Raw genomic sequence first — 491 nt, 5'->3', positions numbered from 1 at the left:
TTCATCGTACCAGTTTCGCCGTACTTTCCCGTAACGGTTACAGTCTTGTTTTGACTGCCGTTGTATGTTCCACCGTCTTTTTTTACGGTCGGTTTGCCATTGTTTTGTACGTCAACCTTCCAAACGCCTGTTTTTGGATCATAGCCACGACGTTGCAAGGCTTGGTCACTTGGGAAACCTGCGTTTTGATGTTGTACCGGTGGAGGAAGGCCGACTTCTGCAAACGCTGTTAACGGATTTAAAACTTGAGCGCTAAAACATACAAGCACAAGCAGGCGACTGCATATGGCGAGACGCCGAGAATAAAATAAACTTCGGGTATCATTCATTTTTCCTTTTCCCTTTTATTCGTCATTTTGCATATTTGCCAGTTTTACGACTTTTAAGCAAACTACGACAATAAATAAACCTATAAAAGCAAGTAGCATAGACTGTCCCAACTCTCTACCCTGATCATAAAAATCTTGATTATTGCACTGCGGAAAGTTGAG

At 42.4% G+C, this 491-nt stretch carries 1 pseudogene; it reads right to left on the bottom strand.

The features are described 5' to 3' along the window. Positions 1 to 329, bottom strand: a pseudogene (locus HMPREF2711_RS11045) (hypothetical protein); the annotation flags it as partial. Positions 330 to 491: the final 162 nt, after the last annotated feature.

Source organism: Neisseria sp. HMSC070A01 (assembly GCF_001810165.1).
Lineage (GTDB): Bacteria > Pseudomonadota > Gammaproteobacteria > Burkholderiales > Neisseriaceae > Neisseria.
The sequence above is the reverse complement of the archived record's forward strand: the minus strand, read 5'-3'. Positions and strand labels throughout refer to the sequence as shown.